Source organism: Clostridium ljungdahlii (assembly GCF_001636845.1).
Classification (GTDB): Bacteria; Bacillota; Clostridia; order Clostridiales; family Clostridiaceae; genus Clostridium_B; species Clostridium_B ljungdahlii_A.
In genome coordinates, this window is sequence record NZ_LITT01000010.1 from 25,743 (window position 1) to 45,759 (window position 20,017).

Here is a 20,017-nt window from a genome sequence, read left to right on the forward strand (position 1 = left end):
TTTCTGATTTCTTTAATACTTCAAGGTACTCATTTCAATGTTTTGAGCATATCTGCAAATTTTTTACGAGAAGACTATACTGATTACTGTCAACCTTGTATTTTATATTCTCAAGGGCAGTATATGGGGGAATTCCATGTTTAACTTCATACTTGAAACTTTTACAAATACTATTAAGTGGCTCCTTCATATAATCTCCCATTGAAGAAATAGCATAACAGATATCATTTCTTACCATACAGAAATTTTTAAGCAGATTTATAAAATCTATAAGTCGTTTTGTTATCTTATTTGAATTTATTCCTACCAAAATGTTTAATAACACAGACGGCACCTTATATCCTATTAATGCTATAAAAATTGAAGGTACCAATATCTTTATAAACTTTTGAGACAATATGAAAAATACTACTGATATGATACAAGACATGCCTATTATAAAAGTTGGAGTTATAAATTTATACTTAAGATTTAAAGCAGACTGCTGTATTAAAAGAGATAAATTTTCAATATACTTGGGTTTCTTCTTTTTGGATACATATTGAATGTCTTCCTTGAATTCTTTAATATTAAGTTTATTTAGGCCATTATCTACCTTTTTCTTAAACCGTAAATCCCTTATATATGAAATTGCCATATATATAAGATTATATAAAATCAGCATCGTTACAATTTCAAATATAATTATGAGCCAGTTATACAAAATCACCATCTCCTTTCAGTCTCCCTGAAATAATGGCCTTTTCTACTTTCTTCATTACCTTTTCACAACTGCTGCCTACTTTTAAAAATTCACCCTTATAACTTCCATCTGGATTCTTAAAAGTATTATATTTAAAAACTGGATTAAATATAGGTTTCTTTTTATTTTCATTCCACCCTGCCACCTCAGTTAATTCAAAGCACTTGTAATCCTCCATATATATAATTAAGTCTATCTCCGTAAGCATCTGCAATAAATCTTCTCTTGGAAGATCCGTCTTAGAATACTTCATAAGATGTACAATCTTATTCATGCACTCTTCTGATGACGGCGAATGAACACTAGTCCTCCCTATATGTCCACTATAAACAGCATTGAAAAATTCCATAGCCTCTCTTCGTCCTTAATTTCTCCTATTACCATTCTATCAAGACTCATAATAAGTGCATTTATAGTTAAATCCTTAAGGGTATATTCTATATCACTCTCACCTAGTTTTTTCTTTACTTTTTGAAGATATGTAGCTTTATGTGAAGTAAATAGCTCTTCAGATTCCTGCATAATTAGCTGTACATCATCGGGAGGTACATAGTCAAGACATGAATTAATTAAAGTAGTTTTACCACTACCACCTCGGCCAGTCCATACTATATTCAATCCTGCCCTAACTGCAGTTATCAAATATTTTTGTATTTCAGCATTTAACATGCCGTCCTTTATAAGATCCTCAAATGTCTTTTTCTTTTTTGGAAGCCTCCCTATCTCAACCTGTGAACCTGTATACGTAATAGGATCTATGACTATATCTATTCTAAGTATGGCATCCTTCTGTGTTTTTGAATCAGATAAGATTTGTTTTGCATTTATATCAGAAAGGCTTCCTCCATTTTTTATTGCAAGGTTATAGCAAAAATTCAGAAGTGATTTGTCTGTTGGAAACTTTACATCTGTAAGCTCTAATTTCCCATATTTTTTTATGGCTACGCAATTCTTATTAAAGATATAAATATCCGAAATATCTTTATTATTGACAAATGGCTGAATTGGGCCATATCCCCAGATGTAATTATTTATAGAAGTTATTAGAGTATTTAATTTATTTTCTGATACTACTGAAATTTTATTTGTTTTTATATATTTTAAAATTTCATCATTTATTAATGTTACAGGCTTCTTATTTTTTTCTATATCGTTTATCATAAGTTCACAATTTTTAACAAGATAGTCTACTATATCATCTATAATTTCATTTAAGTTTTTCTTTTGAGATACATCCATAACATGATGAGAATAGTTAATATCATCTAAATCTACTGTCAATGGCAAAATACATTCCCCCTTACTTTAAATTTTTTAACTTTTCTATAAACGGCAAATTTAAATGTATGTTAAATACTTTTTTATGGCTTCCATTATTATTTTTGCAGTTTTCTTTTCCTGTCTGATGCTGGCTTTTAACTACAATTGAATTTGACAGGCCCATAAAAGAAACTATTTTACCATAAGCTTTTTTATCAGATTTTGAACAGTACAGCGAATTAATTAAAATTTTCTTAGCATTTATAGAGCTATTGTAATTTTTATTAAGCGGCACCTGGGATATTATTTTATAATCTTCAAAAATCTTCTCCATAACTCCTATATCCAATGCTCCATTAGCTGCAGCAGCCACTATTCCAAACTTATCTTTATAAATTCCTGTACTTTCAAAAGTTTTTAATGCATTTATCGTACTTCTAGCTGAAAGATAATTTGACTCTACAACAGTTATTATTTTATCGCTGTTCAATAATGAGAAAATAGTTCCTGCAGCCGCTTTAAAAGGATTAACTGCTATAAGAACTACATCATATATCTTTCTAGCTGTATCAATAATGCCCTTATAATGCTTAGATTCCATTTGTTTTAGAATACTTTCATCATAAATTCCAGTTAAAACATCTATTTTACTGTGCTTAACAGGTATGACGAATTTTTTTAATAATTCTGATGTAAAAGTAAAATTTTCTATAGATGTATAACATGCCGAAAGACCTGTATCTATTGAATTTGTATTAAAATTGTCTTTTACTAAAATTTCTTTACCTATTCCAAATAAATGATCCAAGCATGGTACTGCATTATCGTCTATGACAAGTATTCTGTTTTCTGATTTTTTACTAAAGGCTGCTGCTGAATTGGCAAGGATGAGACTTGCTAAAATATTATTATCACTGGAATAAAAGGATACTACATTCTGCTTATACAGCCTTGTTTCTATTACTTTTTTCTCAACTAATTTTATCTTCTCGACCTCTTTTATTTTCTCTTTCACTTTTACAGGTTTCTTTGCATAACTCTTTACTTCTTTTTTAACATTAACAATAGGTTTTTTTAGAACTTCCTTAGGATATAAAGCTACCTTTTCTTGAAAGTTTAAATAAACAGGGCTTACATCCGTAAAAGTACGCTGGTTTTTTATGCAGTCCACTATATCATCTACAGTAACTGGATCAAATAAGAAATCATATACTGCAAAATCAAAGCACGCTGCTACACCTTCTATATCCTCCTGGTTAGTAAGATAAATAATTTTTTGAGCTTTATCCCCTTTTTTCAATTCAAATATCAACTGTTTTTCTGGTATATCACCTGGAAGCCTTTTAGATAAAATTACAATGTTTGAATTAACATTGTCACCTATAAGGTATTCTCTATACCCTATAATTTTTGTATCATCAATGTGTTCCCTGTCAATTGCCTCTTTTATCTGCTCGTCAAAATCATTTATTCCCGTTGCTATTAGTATCAAAGGTTCAGTCTCCTTTCTTTAAAAATTTAGTACACACTCAGTATAAGTGAATATGAAAATCATAAATTGTGATAATTTCTTATTTATAATTGCTTTAAAATTTGATATTTCTTGCAGTATAAAATTAGAAAGATTCCCATTAAAAATAGGAACCTCTCTGATTTTATGAAATAGAATTATGTTTTTCTATAAATTTCGAATAAAATACTTCAAATTTCTTGATTAAAATTCTTAATATAGTCAACTATAACATTATCAAGTTCTTCACTTGCAGCCAATATATCTTTATTTCTTTCAATATCTTTGCACTCTATATTTTTGATGATATCATTATTAAGTTTTTCTCTTAAATTTTCTATCTTTTCTTTAATTGTCAATCTATTTTTTACTTCATTCAAAATATATCGTCCCCTAACATCTTGTTAATATCTGCATTACTTGTTATTTATCTTTGACATAAAAAATGGTGGATAATTTTGAGAATATATTAGTATAAAGGAAATAAAAATATACTATGTATTATTTATACATCTTTAATTCTATTATTAATATCAGTTATTTTATACTATAAATCATTATCATTTTTCATCACCTCAAATATTAATTATTTAACATTAGAGAAATTTTCTAATATCCACTTCTAAAATTTTCGATAGTTTGTCCAATGTTTTTATCGAAGGATTTGTTCTTCCAACCTCAACATCTGAAAGATATGTATTAGAAATACCTGCTTTCTTTGCTAACTCATATTGTTTTAACCTTTTTTTTAATCTTTCTTCTTTAACCTTTTTACCTATATTGTCCAAATTTTCCACCTCCATAATATCATTATACGATTTTAGCGTATTAATTCAAGTAATTATTATGTTATTTACGTAATGATTGTAATTTTTTCTTGTTATTTTACATTCTTTCTGATTTTGTTTATACTCTAATTATTACGTTATTTACGGAATAAAAGAGGCTTACATTATGAGTATGATAGGAACTAAATTAAGAAAAATTAGAAAAGCAACTGGACTTTCATTAAAACAATTATCTACTAAAATTAATGGTAGAATATCTATATCCTTTTTAAGTGATATTGAAAATGGGAGAAGTAATCCTTCCTTTGAAAATTTAAAGCTTATTGCTACTGCCCTTGAAACCCCAATTTCTTATTTCATAGAAGATTCAAAGGATAGCATATTCTCTAGCACCATTGATGATGCAGATTTTATTCATATAATTAATCTGCTTCAGGACTTTAAAGATTGGAGTATAGAAGATAAAAAAGAACTTCTATTCTATTTAAAGGCTAAGAAAGTTATTAGGGATAGCAACCATCAGTGAAATTTATATACTATATGTTTACTAAAATATAATTTAATGCATAAAAGTAATTTATTGCGAATTAAATGGTTGATTGTCGTTTGATAGATAATAGGAATATTATCCTATGCTTTATCAAGTTTTATAAATTACATACAATCAAAATTACCATTATTTGATTTAAGGTATGAACTTTTATCAAACTTAAGTTAAGACAGTTGTTGAAACAAAAGAATGAGCTGAAGCTAAAAATAATGTAGTTAAAAATCCTCCTATGTTAAGTCTTATTTTACATTAACATAGGAGGATTTTTTAAACTGTTCTATATTACATATATTTTATTTTTTAAATTGCCATGGCAACTTCATATGCATCCCAAATAGCTCCCATTAGATTAGATACCTTTGATGCATCTCCAATTAAATGCACATCTGCACCACAATCTTTTATTGATTCATATAAAGATTTATCGCTGATGTATCCAATACTTGTAATAATTGTGTCGGCATCTAATTCAACAGTGTTGCCGTTTTCCTCAAACTGTACACCTTTCGATGTGATTGCAGTAACCTTTGCATTGGTATGAACACCAATGTTATGAGATAATACAAGATTTTGAAGCATCGTTTTATTGGCAGCATTTAAGCCCTGTACTTGTAAAATGTCAGGAAGCATTTCAAGTATTTCGACTTGTTTTCCTTTATCTTTTGTTAGGCTATACCCGATTTCAACACCAGTAAGTCCTCCGCCTATAACAACCACTTTATCACCGATTGGTTTTGTCTCCAATAATGCTTCCACTGCGGTTATAACTTTTTCTGAACTTGCTCCATCTACGTTTAGCTTTCTTGCAGTGGAACCAGTTGCTACAAAAATAGAATCTGGTTTAGAAGCTTTTATAATGTTTTCATTTACTTCTGTGTTCATATGAACTGTTACACCAGTATCTTTAAGTTGTTTCTCATACCACTTTATTAGCTTTTTATCCTCTTCTTTAAAACTCATAGAAGAAGCAGGAATGAAAACACCGCCAAGACTGTTTGTGCGTTCATATAAATCTACTTTATGCCCTCTAAGTGCACTAACTCTTGCAGCTTCCATACCGCTTATACCGCCACCGATAACCATAATATTCTTTTTAACATCAGCAGGTTTAATTTCATATTCTCTTTCCATGCCAACTTGTGGATTAATTGCACATGAAGTATACTTTCCAGAGAAAAATCTCTCCAAACATCCTGCATGACATCCTATGCAAGGCCTGATATCATCAAAGTTTTCAGTTTGTATTTTATTTGGCCATTCAGGGTCAGCAAGTAGTGCTCGTCCAACAGAAATAGCATCTATACTTCCGCTGGCAACAGCTTCGGCTGATATTTCAGGGTCATCCATTTTACCTGCACATATAACAGGAATATCAACAAATTGCTTTATATATTGAGCATCTGCCAAGTTACATGCTTTTGGCATATATACTGGCGGGTGTGCGAAATACCATGCTTCATATGTGCCATTGTCTGCATCTAAAGCATCATAACCAGCATCCTGAAGAATTTTTGCTATTTTAGCACTCTCTTCTAAATCACGACCAAATTCTTCAAACTTTTCTCCAGGAAGGGCACCTTTATCAATACCCAATCCTTTCATATAGCTTTTAACACTATATCTTATCAAAACAGGAAAATCATTTCCGCATTTCTCCTTTATTGCTTGTACTGTTTCTGTAGCATAGCGAAGCCTGTTCTCTAAGCTTCCGCCATATTGGTCTGTACGACGATTAGTACATTCCATAGAAAATTGATCCATTAAGTATCCTTCATGAAGTGCATGAACTTCTACCCCGTCAAAGCCTGCCTGTTTTGCAACATAGGCACCATTAGCATAAGATTGTATAAGAAATTGAACTTCTTCAGTTGTTAATGCGCGATGCATTATTTCAGGATGCCAAACATTTGGATTTTCAGATGAAGAAATAGGGTCATTGTCCATAAAGAAACCATCTTTACGATTTCTGCCAGCACCGTTTGCTATTTGAATTATAATTTTAGCACCATACTTATGCACTTCGTCGGTAAGCTTTTTGGAAGCTTCCACATAAGCATTACCTGCTGTTGCCAATGTACCATGCGTTACATCGAGTTTATCCTGACATGATATGCCTGTTGTTACAATTAATCCTACACCGCCTTTAGCGCGTGTAACATAAAAATCCACACCCTTTTGATTAAAACTTCCGTCATCATTTTTTGCATGTGAACCCATTGGAGCCATTGCTATTCTGTTTTTTACTTCCATTGTACCTATTTTCATAGGCTGAAATAATGCATCAATTTTACCTTTCATAAAAAGCCCCTCTCTCTTATAAGTTAAGAAGAATTTTGTTACCGCGGTATACCTTAATTGTATACCGCGGTATGCCATGTGTCAATATTTTCACAAAAATAAATTTATATATTTTAATAAGTATGATATAATGGCATATATTCATCGGAGGGATAAATGTGATAGAAAATATAAAACATACAATTTTGGATAAAGCTATTGAACTTTTTAAGAAAAATGGGTTTAATAATGTAACTATTAATGAAATATGTGAAATTTGCAATATTACAAAGAGGACATTTTATTATCATTATGATTCAAAGAAAACTCTACTTTTAGATTATTTTTCTTTAGTTGATGAAAATATAGATAATGCTTTAAAGGATATAGATAATGAGACAACATGGCTTGATAAATGTTGGAAAGTGAAGCGAATTTATATAAACGGTATTGCAAATTTGAATGCAGATATATTAAAAAATTTAATTAAAATTGATATGGAACAGCAAAATCATATGTTCAGCGTTAGGTTAAATAATTTTGACCCAAATATGAAAAGATTGCGACAAATGGTTATTGAATATACGCGTAAAGCACAAGAAACAGGGGAGATTGATGCCGATACTCCTGCTGAAGATTTATCATATTGTTTTGCATCTGCATTTTTAGGCCTAGCTGTAAACTGGAGTTCAACAGGAGGAAACTATGACCTGGTAGAAGCATCAAAAAAATATTTTGATTTAATATATAAAAAAATTTCAAGTCCTTAATGATGGTTAGGTTAATTGCATGAGAATATAGACATAAAAAACGATATTTGTGTACCTTACCATATAGCTTCGACTATGTGGAGATTCTATAAGGAAAATGGATGTGTTGTAAACTATCAATTATGAGGTGATGAGAAACATTTATTGGTCAAGTTCGTAATTTTCTTATATAATGAACTAAAATTGATAATCATATGTGAGGTATTATATGTTTATACGAAAATCAGCAAGAGGGGTATTAATTAATAGTCAAAATAGAATATTATTATTTAAATTTGTATTTCCTGAAATTCAAAGCAAAAAGGTTTTATGGGTAACTCCCGGTGGTGGAGTTAAAAAGAGAATTATTTGAAGAAACAGGATTAGTATTAAATTTGATAGGACCTTGGATATGGACTAAAAAAGTAGTCTTTAACGGTAGAAAAGGAGATTTTATTAGTTACAAAAGGTACTATCTTATTAAGATGAATAATTTAGATATTTCCTTTGGAAACATGACACTCAATGAAGCAAGGACTCTAAAAGGTAATAAATAGTGGAGCTTAGATGAAATAGTATCATCGAACGAAGAATTTTTCACGCCACAAATTGGCAGTCTTTTTTTAGAAATTATTACTGGTAATATACCTAATTGTTCAATAAATATCTACTAGGTAATATTTTACTTTTATCTATTTTTATAAATTTAGGATACAACGTTCTTATTTTGTAATCAAATAAGTTATTGTAAAAATACTATATACAAATTTAATTAGGCTTCTACAAGCAAAGAAGGCTATACATAGTGTATTTTTATTACCATGTATAACCTTCTTTATATTATGTCATTTTATATATTTAGAAATAATGCTAAGAATCTTCTCAAGATTTGTTTTTGAACTGCTTTGGGGAAGCGATTCTACAAGTGATGCAGCTAAATCAAAATCTGATTTCGACTTTGTTCTAGAAACCTTGGTTACAGCTACATTTTCTTCATTTACTTTAGCTGCAGTTGCCCCTTGCACTTTTTTTATCACCACACTTGGCGGCTTTTAACAGTGTATTATCCATAGAACTTTTTTATATTTTGTCTCCTTAATGTTGCTACTTTCTTCTTTTTTGCCTCATAGCTGGCATTTAAATTTTTAAATCCATAATTCATATTTATTACCCTCCTCTCTGCTTTTTCTAAAGCTATTATAATTTAATTCTGCATTAAACTTTCTTATATATTTCTTATATATTATTGGCCTTATTATTGGATTCTTTTTTGGCATCCTCTATAGATTCATCATCCAATCACTGATATATGTATTCATATAAATCATTTTCTTTCTGCCAAATTGTACTTTCATTGTAACTAAGCATAAGGCTTATTTTACTGTTTAGAAGTCCCTTTTTAAACTTAAGATCTAAAATTTCACAGTCCTTTTCATTGCTTTTTCTTATGCTTCCTACTATCAAATCTATTTGGCAGTTATTGAACTTTAAAACTTCTATTTTCTTTTTAATGGAAGCTATCTTTTTTAATGTTTTATCCTTTTCAGCATCTGTAACAACTCTATCTTTATTAAGTCCATAATCCAATACTTCTATTTGTCTCTCAAATAAAGCTATTATTGCAAGATCTTTATAATAATTTTTTAAAATTGAAGTTACAACTTTAGTATGTTTTTTCACTTGTGGCCCCCACCTTCTATATTAATTTCTTACTTTTATCAATAAAAAATTTATATTGCTTACCTTTTATATTTATCTTTGTTATTTGCTCTTCACTGTCAATAACAATTATTATCCTCGTAGATGTACTTCTTTCTATAGCTGGAATAAATATAGATTCCTGTCCTTCTTTTATTAGTGAAATATCAAAGAATTTATTTCCCTCTATAAAAGACAAAATATAGGGAAACTGTGATATACCACACCAGTTTATATTAAACATTTTATGTATATAACTATAGGCATCCAATGCCCTAAGTAAATCCTTATTAATTTTCTTAACTGATGGGTGAATGAGAAGGTCACCTTCTCTTTTTAAATAAGGCATTATTTTATATGTAAGAGGTTCTATTAATTTATCTATATTATTCATCCCTGTTATATCTCTAATTTGAGAAATAGTAAGATGTACAAATTGCTTTAATAGATCCACTATTTGTTTTTGCCCTTTTGATAAATAAAACACACTATCACTCCTATTTATTAATACTTTAGGAGGGAGGGCTTCACATAAGGCAAAGCCCCTATAAAGATATAAGGACATGCTTAAAATTGATATGATATATATTTAAGATAAGCTGTTCTCTTTACCCTACATTTACATGATAACGAAAATTTGAAAAAATAAACTTGTTTATAAAATTATTTTTTTATTGGCTCAAAATTTGGGTTATAATTTTATTAGAATTTGAGATTTTTTAGAGTTCGTTTACTGTTAACTTAAAATAAAGTTTGCTTCAAATATAAAAAAAACAACATTATTAGATAATGCGATATTTAGAAAATATTATGATATACTTAAGCTATAATTTGTAAATAAGATAGAGCTTACCATAGGATAATTAAACAAATTTGGGGGAATAATTATGACAAATCTAAAAAAATTAATAAACAACCATATTGTAACCAAGTCCTTTCAGAAAAGCGCTAACAAGAAGAAAGAAGATTTACAATATTATAGTAACCATTTAACAAAATTTACAGATAGTCCTATATTTGAGCAACTAATAAGTTTTTTTATAGATAACAAACAAGCTGATTTTCCTATATCTTTTACCCACAAAGATGAATATTTTCAAAAAGGGAGCACAATTTATAAAGCAATAATGGGAGAGAACTATGTAAAAAAAATAAAAATAATGAACTCACTTGATTGTGATGGTAAGACAGAAATAAACATTAAAGTTAGCAAAGTAGAAATAATAATATCTATTGCATCAATTAAACTAGGTATTGGAAGTGGCGGAGGTGTTAATGAATTTACTGTAAAACAATGTGAAGAGTCTGCCGATGTTTTAGCTCATGAGTTATTTCATGCTCGAAACAATATAGATATTATTAACTATGTAGGAATTCAGGAATATAAATCTATACGTTATTCACAAAAACCATGGACTAAACTCGCATGGAATATATTTGATGAATACTGTGCCTATAGAAAAAATGCTGAACTATTTAAATCATTTAATTCTGTTGAATCTGTTGATAATACAGAACATATTTTGGAAAGTATACAATTTGAACTCAAATATAATGATGGCCTCAAATATAATGATAGTTTAGATTCAAGTTTAAAGTTTATGATTAAGGACCTGTTTTATTCAACAGCTACAATCAGTGCTTTTGCAGATGTATCAAAACAAAAAGAAGAAACACTTTTAGCAGAATCGAATAAGTCAAAAAAGATATTTCAAGAAGTCAGGTGTTTATTTAATAATCTTTACCCCAGCATTCCATTAAATAGTGAAAAATACTATGATATGGGTTGTAAGCTTGAGCAAATATATAATTTGCATATCAAAGGTAATCTCAATTAGTTTATACACATAAATTGTCTCTACATAAACTACAAAAATAATATTACCTTACATTAAAAATATCGTATTATCCAGAATCAATATACGATATTTTTCGTTCATATTCCAAATCTATTCCATCAAACCATTACGAAACCATATTTACCAAAATGATCCGTTATCTTCCCCTATAGAATTGTCGTTATTTTGTTTGGAACTGCTGCTTTTAACAGCATCACAATTGTCCAAAAAATTTAATTGGGTACCATTTTCTCTGGCTTTTTTATCTTTTAACTTTTCTAACTTACGTATCTCTTTTTTTATTTCATTTTCTGATAAATTACTATACTCATTTACTTTATTAAGTTTAATTTGAGTCTTCTCATTTTAGGAATATTTATATTTTTTCTATCACCTTTACCCTGGACATTTTCACATTTACAGTCAATATCATCCTTTTTAATTTCAGCATTTTCCAATTCATCATCTGTAGATTTTTCACTTTCCTGGTAATTGCTTTTGTTAATATCTTCATTACTGTTTCCTGAGTTAGAATTTATTTTTGCCTCTACAACTTTTAAAATTTTACTTATAAGAAAAAGTACTTTTTTCTTGAAGATTTCAAAACTTGTCATTTTTTTATTAACTTCTAATTTACGTTTTTGAGCTTCCCTTCTTGCCTTCTCAATCATTTCTTCTTCAGCCGGATAATACTTTTCAGCCTACGGCAATTTATAATTTCTAACACCCATGCTTTTTAATGCTCCCGCCATCTCATGTTCTGAATAATCCATTTTATACAGCATAAGCGGTTGGTATCCCCTTTGCATGAGTACAGCTTTCCTTTTATCAAGCTTGAGAAGTTCATCAGGATTCAATAAATTTCTCTTACTCGAAGATGTATTTTTTGAGCCAAAGTCTGTAAGTCCTTGAATTCCTGCTTTCCTGTTTTCAGAATGAGTTTCTACTGTAGAAATTCCCATGTGATCAGAAACCTGCTTTGCTGTCATATCATCTGATGCCCCCAAAAAAAGCTGACTGTCACAGTTACCCAAAATCTCCAGACACCCATTATTTTTCAGTACATATCATTGTTGCCAGTATTACTCCAATTTAATCTCCTATTATTGATAATTTGTGAATATCTTGTTCATAACTAGCTGATAACTTTCAATTCATAAAAAAAGGGCGGCTATGCAATAAGTATAGGTATTATTCTTTATCAATCATTTCAAAATAACCTATAAAATATACTTGGTTTAGTGAACTCTTTTGCTTATACACTTTTTAAATTACCTGGGTAAATTAGCCAAATCTTTCAGAGACAGCTTAGTGATGATTTCATACCCTTTACCTCGTCCCAATGGCTTTATAATTACTGTCCCCATATCTGTAATTTGACCCAAACCGATTCCCTGTGGAAAGCTGTGGGAAATAATAACCTTATTGCTTCCTTGAGGAGGGATGGCTTCTAATTGTAATTGAAAATAATCTAATATTCTTTTCTGTTCTGCAGTGAGCAAATTTCCACTTAACCTATAGATTTGAAAAAGAAATGGATCAATTTGTATATTGGCTCTTCCAAAAGCTAATCGACCCGTTTCTATGGCTCTGCAAAAGGGGCTGGTCAGAATAGGGTAACTAACAGGAATCCCCAGAATGCGAAATAGTTGTCCATAATAAATCGCTTGTCTTCTTCCCGCTTCGGAAAGATTTCTTTGGGTATTACAGTAATAAAAATTCAAATTAGGCTGGTCCTCTCCAACTGTCGCTTCCCCATGCTTAGCATATAATATATATCCTCCACTCCTAAGTAAATTTAATAATGAAATATTCAAAGTAACTTCTCCTTCTACACATAATTTCTATATTGTTACTAATATATGATATTTGCTTTAAATTGTTCAAATTTATATATCTAGTATTTCAATAGTTAAATTTAGCCCGTTTCTATATTCACCAATACACATATTTAGAAACATATACTAAATCAATGAGTATTTATAAGAAGTTTTAGCAAAATCCTGAGTATAGTATGCTAATAAGCACACTCCTAAATCAACATAATACTGCACAAAGATTAACTGGTAACATACCCTATACATTATCATTAAAAAACACCTGCTATTACAAAATTAGCCTTAATTTAATTCACTTATTGTCTTTATTATATAGACCATGTATGATCCTCATTCTGCTCGTGAAGATACAGTTATATTTCCGGCATTTCATGGGTTGGTGACATCGGAAGAGTTCAATGAACTTGGAGAAATTTTTGAGAATATAGAAGAAGAGAAATTCGGTGCAGATGGATTCAATCATATAGCTAATGATATTGCAAAATTTGAACAAGTATCGGGTATTTATAATTTATCTCAATTTACCCCAACAGAAATAAGCATTAGTTCTTTAAACATAAACATTACACAAAAAATCAGCTATGCAAACTAAAAATTACTGCTATTATTGAAGCTATGCTATATGACAAAATTGTCTCGACGTAGCTCATAATAAAAACTTCAGCTAACTACTATTACAATTTCATGTAGTGATAGTGCGTTATTTCATAAAAAGTCACCTGGAAGGGGTAATACCAGCGAACATGTCACCAAGGGCAAGGTAGTAAAACTATGGCAATTAATTATTACACCCTACACACATATTACCTTTGCTTAGGTTTTTTCTTAATACACACAAGTTTTTGGACATCCATCAGTTCATTATCATTTTCTACCCTGTAATGTATCCAACCCCCATTACCACATGGATAACGATTTTCTCATAGTTTTTTTGTTTTAGGAATCATTTTATCCAACTCTTTATATAGCTTTTTTAATTCATTTTTGCCTATTGTTATTGTGACTGTAAATGAACCTCTTTCAAAAAATACATAACACAATAATTTATTTTTATGGCTATATTTATACCCCCACCCATAGTTGTTGCCAAATGGAAATTTTAATTCACGAATTAAATCATAACTATCATGTAAAAATGTTTCAAGCTTTGATAGTCTGTTATAAGATTCTTTCCCTAAAAGATCACCTATTTCTAAAGACGTAGGAATTACATTCTTATCCATAAACCTTTCAACTGTACTCGTATACATAATTAGCACTCCTTTGTTACAAGTATTCATAGTTCATAAATTCAATTTCAACAAGATATCATTATATTCTATTTTACCCAAATTACATTATTTTCTAAAGTCATTTCTATAATCAAATAATTTAAATATTTCATATTATTAACTTATAAATTTCTATCTATACATTATAGTAACATATTAAATATGACAACTGTATGTCATAATAACTTACAACTGTGCATTTATTCTATTATGCAACACATTATTATAGAGGCTTGCTATCAATCAAAAAATATAACATTTCTTAAAATATTTCATACCTAATTTAGTTAACTAGAACCAATGAATTATATTATTTTAACGAACATATGTTTGTTAAAATAATATTAAATACTATAAAGCCATTGACCAAAGGGGTGCGTTTATGTTAAACAGAAAGGGGTCTAATCAATTAAAGATTTATAACTTTATAAAATTGTATATTAAACAAAAAGGATATTCTCCATCCATAAGAGAAATATGTAAAGCTGTAGGATTAAGTTCTACATCTAGTGTACAGAGAGATTTAAAAATTTTAGAAAACGCTACCCTTATAAAAAAAGATCCAGCTAAACCTAGGACTATAAGAATTACAAAAAATTCCTTAGATAAAAAATTACTGATAAATGTTCCTATTATGAATAACATAGTTATAGGTAATTCTATTTTTTCATCAAATAATATAATAGGTACATTCCCTCTTCCAATAAGCTACACAAAAAACAAAAACCAGCTTTTCATCATTAAATCCCATGGGGAAAGCATGATAAATATAGGAGTCCTAACTGGCGATATGGTCATACTTGAAAAAACAAATTACGTTGAAAGTGGAGAAATAGCAGCTGTCATACTTAAAAATAAAGTTATTTTAGAAAGATTGTTTAAAAGTAAAAATTATATAAAACTTCAACCTGAAAACGCCACAATGAAATCAATAATCGTATCTAATTGCACTATCGTTGGGAAATTAGTAGGAGTATATAGATGTTACTGAAAAATGGGACCTTCCTATCAGAAACTACATAAAAATATACTTTTTTAACACATTGCGTCTTATATCCTTCCACTTAGCAGACAACTCTGGATGTTCTTCAACTTGCCTAATTCTATCATTTAAAATTCTCTCTTCTTCCTTCTGTTCTAGTTCCATAAGTCTTTCATACATTTTTTCAAATTGGTCATATGATAAAATTACTGTATCAATATTGCCATTGTCTGATATATATATTGGGTTCTCTTTAGCTTTTTTTCTATATTGCCCCAGACTTTTAGAAACTATAGAAGATTTTACAATTTGCTCTTTTGTTATTTTAAGCCTAGTGTCCATAACATCTCCCATTTTTATTCCTTCCTTACAGCCTATTTTAAATTAAATATAATATATTACGTAATATTTGTCTATATGTTTAAATCAAAATATATTGGCTGGACTATAAAAGTTCTAACTCTAAACCTTCATCTGCTGCATATACAGGCTTACCAGTTAATTTTTCAATCTCTTCTATAAACATTTTTTCGTCGCTGTTATCACCACTTAAATGCAATAAGGTAATCTCCCTAACTTCACTTAGATCTGTTTCACTTAGGAATTCTTTAACATTTTCCAGGCTAAAGTGAGACTTTATAATTCTATTTCTTAGCTTATACGGTATAGTACCGTTCTCTATATTCTTGTTTAAAACATTGACATCATAATTACATTCAATCATAATGTGAGTTATTCCTGAAAATTTATATCTGCAGTAATAACTATCAGTTATAAATAGAAGTCTTCCGATTTCATTGTGGTATATTAGAAATCCTAAAGGTTCCACTGCATCATGATCGGTTTTAAAAGGCATTACAGTAAAATCTCCTACTGCAAATTGCTCTTCACTTCTAATACTGTGAACCCTATATCCTGACATACCATAAAAATCAATTGTTCCTTTTCCAGTATAAATATCTATACCTGCCTTTATTATATCTTTTATAGCCTTACAGTGATCCCTATGTTCATGTGTTATTAAACATGCTGCTACATCACTAACGTTGAAATTCAAGCCTTTTAAAATAGTCCTGTAAGATAATCCACATTCCAACATTAAAGTTTCATTTTCGTTCTGGAGTAGATAGCAGTTTCCTGCTGATCCACTCCCTAGCACTTTAAGTTTCATCAAAATCCCGGTCCTTCCATTTCAATCTGTTCTAAGCTATCTTCATTACTGTCTTCATCTGACTGTACATCTTTAGGCTTAACATCAATTATGCTTTTAGATTTATCTTTACTGTTCTGATCCTGATTTTCAGGTACCTCAACGTCTATTTCCTTTTTATTAGCATTGTCTTTTATTTCTTCTTTAACCTCATATTCAACATTATCAACCATATCTTTATCCTCATGAACTTTGTCAGTATTATTGAAAGCTTCAATTAAAAGATCACTGTCATCTGAAGTATTTGCATACATTTTGCAAGCCCTGTTTATTACTGTTTTCTTAGCCATTTCATCAGTAAAATTATTATGGGCAGTGCTTTTTCCTGTTTTATAGGCAATACCTTGCCCCCATGCTTTCTTTATCTGGTTTATGTTCATTATTTCAGTGTGAATAGGGTCATTTTCTCCAATTATTACTGCAAATGCCCCTTTGATCTTATTGATATCTATATTTTCAAATTTAGGATTAAATTTGCTAATACTTAGGGTTGCTGTATCTAAATTATATGTCTCTTCAAATTCATCACCCTCATATATGCAATAGGCTTTTACATCCTTAATACCATTTAATCTTTTAGTTACTGCTACAGTTCCCATATAACTTCTCATAAGCTGGAGCTGTTTTCCATATACTACAAAATAGCACTGCTTCTTTGCAGGTGTTAATCCCTGCAGGCACATATCATATAGTGAACCTACAATCGAATTCTTAGTACATATTTCTAATGCAGGAGCTCCTGATTTATCCTTAACCTCTTGAAGTAATAACCATACACTGTTAATTGCATTTGCAACTGAGTAACTTTTAGGAAAAACTATATCACTGCTCTTTCTTAATTCATTAATCTTTGCTGTTACCTGTTTTAAAGCTTCTTCCTTAGCCTTTCTAAAAATATTGTTTTACTCATTCTCATTCTCCCGTTTATCTTTTTTATATAAAAAAACTGCCTAAAAGACAGTTTCTAATATCAATATGTCGTTAGCTGTACGGCCAAAACTAAATGTTACCCAATTACGGACATTAACCAAATTTATTTCTCACTTTTAATATGCGGTAAAATCTTAAAGGCGGAACAGTTAACTTGTTTATAATTTAAATTTTTATATAAAAAAACCCCACCTCTGCAGGTGGAAGAAATCCACATATGATACCTAATTCGGTTATCTATATTTGTGATACAGTTCACAATAATTATCATAAGCGATGTTTTCACATTTTATACTTATGCAGTGTCCAATCTTTATAATTAGATACTTTATCAATTTTAGTATTATTCCAGCAGAAATTTTATTCTAGGATCATCTTTTACAAAATCAAGTTTTTTGTCTTTTTTAATTCTCATTTTTGCTAACCTTTCATATTTATCTTTGCTCCAACTATTGGATGATTTCCATTTTCTATGCTTGTATAGCTTTGACTTCATAGTATCCATACTGTCTGCTTCGTTTACCATATTTATAATCGTCTCTATAGTTTTTTCTTTATCTTGTTTTTCCACTGCTAAATATAAATCTAATTCATATTTCTGATACAATCCTAAATCAAATACTTCAACTATACTTTTTGCACGCTCTTTGTATTCTTCTGCCTCAGTAAATTTATTTTCTTTTAATAGCATCTTTATTATAAAAGATAAAGCTACCAATGCTTCATGTGCATCTCTAAATAATATGTATTCACAAACGTTGTAAGCCTCATCAAATTTCCCGCTGCTTTCAAGTAGCAGTACCTGTTGAATTTTTTTCTCCGTGTCTAGATCCATATCTGGAACTTTTTCTAATATTTCTTGAGCTTTTTCATAATCTTTTTTCTCTCTATATATTGCAGATAGTGATATCTTCGCCATAGAAGCTGTCTTTTCATTGCTACTTGCTGCTGCAAGTTCAATCCAAGCAATAATTTTCTCCTCATATTTATCCTTTTCTTCCATTGGGTGTGTAACTAAAAATAACCTTAATATTGATGATATTCTGAGTATTAATTCATCACTGATTGAATACTGTTTGATTAAATCGCTGCCTCTTTCAAAAGCCTTTTTAAAACCCTCTTTTGAGGCTATTTCACTAACTTCTTTTCCAAGTTTATTAACTTCTGTCTCTGTTAATTTTTCATTAAATGCTAATAGAGTATTAACATCAATTTTCAGAACACGTGCGAGAGGTGATAGCAACGTTATATCTGGATATGATATTCCATTTTCCCACTTGTTCACTGCCGGTGCACTAATATTTAAATAATTAGCAACTTGTTCTTGAGTAAGATTTTCTTTTTTTCTACAATTTCTAATAACTTCACTTATTCTCATAAAATAAACTCCTTCACTTATCTATACATTTAGTTAACTTCAACTCCTGTTAATTAAATCATATCAAAGCTATGTAGTTTAAACAATTGAAGCATTTTCATTTTTTATTCACAAAAATTAACCACTGGTTAACTTAATTTTCTTGATAAAGTATTCAGGATATTACTTGTGATACATATTTTCACTTACAAATATAGCTCTACTAAGATTATACCAATGGTTAAGACTAGAAAAGAAGAATTAATTATAAAATTAGAATAATAAAATATAAACAAGTTGGGGTAAAAGCAGCATTCGTATCATGTACTGAAAAGTAAATGTTATAATATCAAATTGCTATTTATAAAAAAAACTGTGTAATATCAGTGAACATGTCCACGAACAAATTATCTAAACTATGGTAATTAATATAACAAAAGGGCGCATCAATGATTGATACGTCTTTTAAGGAAAATATGTAATAAGAGTTATATTCATACTATGAATGTTGGATACCATCTATTTTCATCTTCTTTAAAAATAGCACCACATTTTTCAAACATTCTTTTTGAACGTGGATTCCATTTTTGAATACTTCCTATTAGGTACATATAATTGTTCTTTTCTATCATTGTCATAAATATTTCGAGTATCTGCGTTCCTAATCCTAAGTTCCAATAGGTACTTGAAATCCACATACCAACAGAGGCACTTTCAGTATCTTTATGAATATAAGATATTGAACCTATCGGAATTTTGTTAGATAATATGCAAAAATTATGACCGTTCCTTTTGTTTTCCCAATTTAAACAGCCCTTATAGTAATCATCACCAGATATTTCTAACATTGCTTGATTTGGAGATAAAAATTTATGTAATGCTATATCTGTAGACAAAATATTCGCAAGAATATCACAATATTTTGGGTTTAATTTAACGATTTCCAGCAAAGTATCACCACCAGCCTAAAATAAACAATCTTTAATTCACATTTGCTTACTTTACTTAAAAATTTAC

26 protein-coding genes are annotated in these 20,017 nt (G+C 29.6%); 7 read left to right on the forward strand and 19 right to left on the reverse strand.

From position 1 onward, the window contains the following. Nucleotides 1-34: 34 nt before the first annotated feature. The 6 genes from WY13_RS05080 to WY13_RS05105 all read right to left on the reverse strand — a co-directional run bounded on the left by WY13_RS05080 (nt 35) and on the right by WY13_RS05105 (nt 4,300). Complete coding sequence (locus WY13_RS05080; protein WP_156498967.1) at nt 35-712, reverse strand: hypothetical protein; 678 nt, start codon at nt 710-712, stop codon at nt 35-37. Then, on the reverse strand, nt 696-1,091 hold the full coding sequence (locus tag WY13_RS05085; protein WP_156498968.1) for a hypothetical protein: 396 nt from the start codon (nt 1,089-1,091) through the stop codon (nt 696-698). The genes WY13_RS05080 and WY13_RS05085 overlap by 17 nt, the downstream gene beginning before the upstream one ends. Continuing rightward, complete coding sequence (locus tag WY13_RS05090; RefSeq protein ID WP_063554630.1) at nt 1,055-2,029, reverse strand: ATPase, T2SS/T4P/T4SS family; 975 nt, start codon at nt 2,027-2,029, stop codon at nt 1,055-1,057. Before WY13_RS05090 ends, WY13_RS05085 begins: the two co-directional genes overlap by 37 nt. 13 nt (nt 2,030-2,042) lie before the next feature. Further along, the gene (locus WY13_RS05095; RefSeq protein ID WP_063554631.1) at nt 2,043-3,494 is read right to left on the reverse strand and encodes a hypothetical protein; all 1,452 of its coding nucleotides are present in this window, start codon (nt 3,492-3,494) and stop codon (nt 2,043-2,045) included. 209 nt (nt 3,495-3,703) lie between these two features. Next, entirely contained in the window at nt 3,704-3,892 is a 189-nt protein-coding gene (locus WY13_RS05100; protein ID WP_063554632.1) for a Spo0E family sporulation regulatory protein-aspartic acid phosphatase, read from the reverse strand. Between the two features lie 216 nt (nt 3,893-4,108). Next, nucleotides 4,109-4,300 (reverse strand): helix-turn-helix domain-containing protein, encoded by a 192-nt coding sequence (locus WY13_RS05105; protein WP_192844989.1) that lies wholly within the window; start codon nt 4,298-4,300, stop codon nt 4,109-4,111. Nucleotides 4,301-4,466: 166 nt separating this feature from the next. On the opposite strand from WY13_RS05105, the gene WY13_RS05110 reads away from it, so the two are divergent. Continuing rightward, nucleotides 4,467-4,826, forward strand: coding sequence for a helix-turn-helix domain-containing protein (locus tag WY13_RS05110; protein WP_063554634.1), 360 nt, complete (start codon nt 4,467-4,469; stop codon nt 4,824-4,826). Nucleotides 4,827-5,150: 324 nt separating this feature from the next. On the opposite strand, the gene WY13_RS05115 is transcribed toward WY13_RS05110, so the two are convergent. Continuing rightward, on the reverse strand, nt 5,151-7,148 hold the full coding sequence (locus tag WY13_RS05115; RefSeq protein ID WP_063554635.1) for an FAD-dependent oxidoreductase: 1,998 nt from the start codon (nt 7,146-7,148) through the stop codon (nt 5,151-5,153). Nucleotides 7,149-7,306: 158 nt separating this feature from the next. Between WY13_RS05115 and WY13_RS05120 the strand changes: the two genes are divergently transcribed. The 3 genes from WY13_RS05120 (at nt 7,307) to WY13_RS21475 (ending at nt 8,433) form a co-directional block, all read left to right on the forward strand. After that, nucleotides 7,307-7,897 carry a TetR/AcrR family transcriptional regulator gene (locus WY13_RS05120; RefSeq protein ID WP_063554636.1) on the forward strand — a complete coding sequence of 197 codons (591 nt, stop codon included), beginning with the start codon at nt 7,307-7,309 and terminating at the stop codon, nt 7,895-7,897. A gap of 208 nt (nt 7,898-8,105) precedes the next feature. Further along, nucleotides 8,106-8,249 carry a hypothetical protein gene (locus WY13_RS20860; RefSeq protein WP_156498969.1) on the forward strand — a complete coding sequence of 48 codons (144 nt, stop codon included), beginning with the start codon at nt 8,106-8,108 and terminating at the stop codon, nt 8,247-8,249. Then, entirely contained in the window at nt 8,224-8,433 is a 210-nt protein-coding gene (locus tag WY13_RS21475) for a hypothetical protein (RefSeq protein WP_063554637.1), read from the forward strand. Before WY13_RS20860 ends, WY13_RS21475 begins: the two co-directional genes overlap by 26 nt. Before the next feature lie 288 nt (nt 8,434-8,721). On the opposite strand, the gene WY13_RS05130 is transcribed toward WY13_RS21475, so the two are convergent. From WY13_RS05130 to WY13_RS05140, 3 genes are all read right to left on the reverse strand, one after another. Beyond that, a complete protein-coding gene (locus tag WY13_RS05130; protein ID WP_156498970.1) occupies nt 8,722-8,913 on the reverse strand; it encodes a hypothetical protein in 192 nt (63 codons plus the stop codon). A 262-nt stretch (nt 8,914-9,175) separates the two neighbouring features. Next, nucleotides 9,176-9,556: a hypothetical protein gene (locus WY13_RS05135; RefSeq protein ID WP_063554639.1), complete on the reverse strand. Its 381-nt coding sequence runs from the start codon at nt 9,554-9,556 to the stop codon at nt 9,176-9,178. Nucleotides 9,557-9,572: 16 nt separating this feature from the next. Further along, nucleotides 9,573-10,061, reverse strand: coding sequence for a DUF5697 family protein (locus WY13_RS05140; protein ID WP_063554640.1), 489 nt, complete (start codon nt 10,059-10,061; stop codon nt 9,573-9,575). 400 nt (nt 10,062-10,461) lie between these two features. On the opposite strand from WY13_RS05140, the gene WY13_RS05145 reads away from it, so the two are divergent. Then, nucleotides 10,462-11,412: a hypothetical protein gene (locus WY13_RS05145; protein WP_063554641.1), complete on the forward strand. Its 951-nt coding sequence runs from the start codon at nt 10,462-10,464 to the stop codon at nt 11,410-11,412. A gap of 332 nt (nt 11,413-11,744) precedes the next feature. Here WY13_RS05145 and WY13_RS05150 read toward each other — a convergent pair whose 3' ends face one another. From WY13_RS05150 to WY13_RS05160, 3 genes are all read right to left on the reverse strand, one after another. Next, nucleotides 11,745-12,083 carry a hypothetical protein gene (locus WY13_RS05150; RefSeq protein WP_063554642.1) on the reverse strand — a complete coding sequence of 113 codons (339 nt, stop codon included), beginning with the start codon at nt 12,081-12,083 and terminating at the stop codon, nt 11,745-11,747. A 30-nt stretch (nt 12,084-12,113) separates the two neighbouring features. Next, the gene (locus tag WY13_RS05155; protein ID WP_082848390.1) at nt 12,114-12,473 is read right to left on the reverse strand and encodes a TraM recognition domain-containing protein; all 360 of its coding nucleotides are present in this window, start codon (nt 12,471-12,473) and stop codon (nt 12,114-12,116) included. 210 nt (nt 12,474-12,683) lie between these two features. Then, nucleotides 12,684-13,229, reverse strand: a complete 546-nt coding sequence (locus tag WY13_RS05160; protein ID WP_063554644.1) for a hypothetical protein — start codon at nt 13,227-13,229, stop codon at nt 12,684-12,686. Nucleotides 13,230-13,626: 397 nt separating this feature from the next. On the opposite strand from WY13_RS05160, the gene WY13_RS05165 reads away from it, so the two are divergent. Continuing rightward, nucleotides 13,627-13,842, forward strand: a complete 216-nt coding sequence (locus WY13_RS05165) for a hypothetical protein (protein WP_156498971.1) — start codon at nt 13,627-13,629, stop codon at nt 13,840-13,842. A gap of 328 nt (nt 13,843-14,170) precedes the next feature. On the opposite strand, the gene WY13_RS05170 is transcribed toward WY13_RS05165, so the two are convergent. Next, a complete protein-coding gene (locus tag WY13_RS05170; RefSeq protein WP_242866335.1) occupies nt 14,171-14,500 on the reverse strand; it encodes a DUF3788 family protein in 330 nt (109 codons plus the stop codon). A gap of 403 nt (nt 14,501-14,903) precedes the next feature. On the opposite strand from WY13_RS05170, the gene lexA reads away from it, so the two are divergent. Then, a complete protein-coding gene (lexA, locus tag WY13_RS05175; RefSeq protein WP_063554646.1) occupies nt 14,904-15,512 on the forward strand; it encodes a transcriptional repressor LexA in 609 nt (202 codons plus the stop codon). A gap of 24 nt (nt 15,513-15,536) precedes the next feature. Here lexA and WY13_RS05180 read toward each other — a convergent pair whose 3' ends face one another. From WY13_RS05180 to WY13_RS05200, 5 genes are all read right to left on the reverse strand, one after another. Then, nucleotides 15,537-15,857, reverse strand: a complete 321-nt coding sequence (locus WY13_RS05180; protein ID WP_063554647.1) for a type II toxin-antitoxin system Phd/YefM family antitoxin — start codon at nt 15,855-15,857, stop codon at nt 15,537-15,539. 91 nt (nt 15,858-15,948) lie between these two features. Beyond that, entirely contained in the window at nt 15,949-16,674 is a 726-nt protein-coding gene (locus WY13_RS05185; RefSeq protein ID WP_082848395.1) for an MBL fold metallo-hydrolase, read from the reverse strand. Next, nucleotides 16,674-17,609: a recombinase RecT gene (locus WY13_RS05190; protein ID WP_063554649.1), complete on the reverse strand. Its 936-nt coding sequence runs from the start codon at nt 17,607-17,609 to the stop codon at nt 16,674-16,676. The genes WY13_RS05185 and WY13_RS05190 overlap by 1 nt, the downstream gene beginning before the upstream one ends. A 377-nt stretch (nt 17,610-17,986) precedes the next feature. After that, a complete protein-coding gene (locus WY13_RS05195; RefSeq protein WP_063554650.1) occupies nt 17,987-19,021 on the reverse strand; it encodes a helix-turn-helix domain-containing protein in 1,035 nt (344 codons plus the stop codon). Nucleotides 19,022-19,494: 473 nt separating this feature from the next. Beyond that, nucleotides 19,495-19,950, reverse strand: a complete 456-nt coding sequence (locus tag WY13_RS05200; RefSeq protein WP_063554651.1) for a GNAT family N-acetyltransferase — start codon at nt 19,948-19,950, stop codon at nt 19,495-19,497. Nucleotides 19,951-20,017: the final 67 nt, after the last annotated feature.